We start from the raw sequence: 2,536 nt of genomic DNA on the forward strand, positions 1-2,536 counted from the left end.
CCGCCCGCGGCCCGGGGGGGCGCATCTACCCCTGGGGGGATGTGTTCGATCCCGCCAAGGTGGCCGCCGGCAAAGGCCCCGAGCTTGTCGGCCGAAGGCCCGCGGGCGCCAGCCCCTACGGGGCGCTCGGCATGTCGGGAAACGTCTGGGAGTGGACCCACGACTTCTGGGGGGAGTTCTACCTGCGGGAGGCCCCCTCCCGGAACCCGAAGGGCCCGGCCACCGGCTTCCTCCACACCATCAAGGGGGGCTCGTGGATGAATGAGCCCGCCATGCTCCGCGCCGCCACACGCTTCCGCCTCGATGCCATCGTCCGCTGGAAGCTCGTCGGCTTCCGGTGCGCGATGGACGCGAAGTAACTCTCCCCCCCTACTGCACCTTTCCCCTTGCGGCGATGGGGATGAGGCGCTCCAAAACACCCGCCTCCATCCCCCCGCGGATGCCGTGATAGACATCGTAGAGGTTGATCGTCGTGTCGCAGTGGCTCGGCTGGAAGAGGAGCGGCTGGCCGAGCTCGGGCCGCCGGGCCGCGGCGGCGAGATCGAGAATGCCGTGCTCATCCCCGCCGGGGCGGTAGGGGGCGTCCTCGATCTCGAGGCACACGGGCGGGCCGCTGTCGGTCGAGAGACTCTTGTGGCCCGCGTCCACCACCGCTCGGTCCGCCGCCGGGATGCTCACCACGGTGGAGAGAACATAAAGGCTCGGCTCGAAGTCCTCGTAGAGGGGACCCGCCGCGCCCCCGACGCTGCAGTAGTGGGCGTCCATGAAGAGGTAGCTGCCCGCCTGGAGTTCGTTGAAAACGCCCGCCTCGATGTCCCACCGGTAGGAGCCGGTGCCGCCCCCGCTCCGGATTTCACAGGGGAGCCCGGCCGCATCGAAGGCAGTGATCGTCTCCTGGATGCGCGCGATCGCCTCCCCGTAGACGCGGCGGCGCGCCTCGAAGCCCTCGACGTGCTGGGCCTGGCCCTGATAGGCCTGAATCCCCCGCAGGCGAAGTCCCCGCAGGGAGTCCACCGTGCGGGCCAGCGCCGCCGCGGGCGCGCCCGGCAGGGTGCCGCACCTTCCGTGGCCCACGTCCACATCCACCAGAACGCCGATCTCGCTCCCGGCCGCCCGCATGGCGTCCGAGAGCATCTCCGCCCCCCGGGGATGGTCCACCACCGCCATGAGGCTCGCATTCCGCGTGAGATCGGCCAGGCGCCGGAGCTTCGCTGGGGTGGCGATTTCGCTGCTGACCAGAATGTCGGGCACCCCGCCTTCGGCCATCACCTCGGCCTCCCCCAGCTTCTGGCAGCAGATCCCCACCGCCCCCCGGGCCATCTGCTCAAGGGCCAGCAGCGGGCTCTTGTGGGTCTTGGCGTGGGGGCGCAGCCGCAGGGATGTCCCCTCCAGGCGCTCGGCCATCCGGGCGAGATTCCGCTCCATGGCGTCCAGATCGACCAGCAGGGCGGGGGTGTCGATTTCCCGGACCGGAAGACCCGGCGCAGGTAGAGCGCTCATCTTTTTCTCCAGGCAAAAATCATGTAAAAGGCGGACCAGAGGATATCACCGACGGCGCCGCGCGAAAACGGACATCTCCTGACGCCTTTATCTCCCGGATTTCCCGCTTTCCGTTGACAGGGCGGGGGCCATCCGGGAAGATCGCGGCATCTTGCGCGACACCAAATTCACCCCCGGAGGGCCGTACATGCGCACCATCGCCGACGATCTTCTCGAAGGCTCCATTGACCTTCACGCCCACATCTTCCCGCAGATTTCCGAGGGAGAGCCCGGGCGGGTCCTGGATCACGAATGGGCCGAGCTGGCGCGGGACTGCGGCATGCGCGGATTCGCCATGAAAAGCCACCTCTGGCCCACCGCGGGGCACGCCAAGATACTGAACAGCATTTATCCCGAAATTACAGCGCTGGGGGCCATCGTGCTCAACGCGAGCGTCGGCGGCCTCTCTCCCTTCTCCGTCGAGAGCGCCGTCCGCCTCGGCGCCCGGATCATCTGGATGCCCACCTACTCGGCGGCCAACGACATCAAGGCCGGCTCCTACAGCAAGCGCATCGCCGAAAACTACCGGCAAAAACCGCCCATCGGGGATCTCACCGTAGTGGATGATGCCGGAAAAATCCGCCCCGAGGTGGACACCATTCTCGAAATCGCGCGTGACGCCGACGTGCTCATCGCCACCGGACACATCTCCGCCGAGGAGAGCGTCTCCCTCGCCCGGCGGGCCAAGGAGGTGGGCCTCAAAAAATTCGTCTTCACCCACCCGCAGGCGGGCTTCATCAAGGCGAGCGAGGGGCAAATTCGCGAGGTGGCCGACCTGGGGTACATCATCGAATTCACCTGGATCTCGACCTTCCCCATGTGGCAAAGCTACCACCCGCGGGTCCTGGCCGACATGGCCCGCGCGATCGGCCCCGAGCGCTGCATCATGACTACCGACGCCCAGCTCGACATCAACCCTCCGCCGCCCGAGATGCTGCGGATGTTCATCGCGACCATGCTGCGCCTCGGGTTGGAGGAAGAGGGGGTTATCTGGATG

At 67.5% G+C, this 2,536-nt stretch carries 3 protein-coding genes; 2 read left to right on the top strand and 1 reads right to left on the bottom strand.

Annotated features, from left to right (window positions below):
• The coding region (locus O2807_14535) for an SUMF1/EgtB/PvdO family nonheme iron enzyme (GenBank protein MDA1001720.1) at nt 1–359 on the top strand (359 nt) is incomplete at its 5' end.
• A 10-nt stretch (nt 360–369) separates the two neighbouring features.
• Here O2807_14535 and O2807_14540 read toward each other — a convergent pair.
• A complete protein-coding gene (locus tag O2807_14540) occupies nt 370–1,500 on the bottom strand; it encodes a DSD1 family PLP-dependent enzyme (protein MDA1001721.1) in 1,131 nt (376 codons plus the stop codon).
• Nucleotides 1,501–1,687: 187 nt separating this feature from the next.
• Here O2807_14540 and O2807_14545 point away from each other — a divergent pair.
• A partial coding sequence (locus O2807_14545) for a DUF6282 family protein (protein ID MDA1001722.1) occupies nt 1,688–2,536 on the top strand: 849 nt, incomplete at its 3' end.

The organism is bacterium, from assembly GCA_027622355.1.
Taxonomy (GTDB): Bacteria; UBA8248; UBA8248; order UBA8248; family UBA8248; genus JAQBZT01.

Bases quoted from the DNA above. Each gene is read 5' to 3' on its own strand.
- O2807_14540 (MDA1001721.1), bottom strand. From the start codon at position 1,500: ATGAGCGCTCTACCTGCGCCGGGTCTTCCGGTCCGGGAAATCGACACC.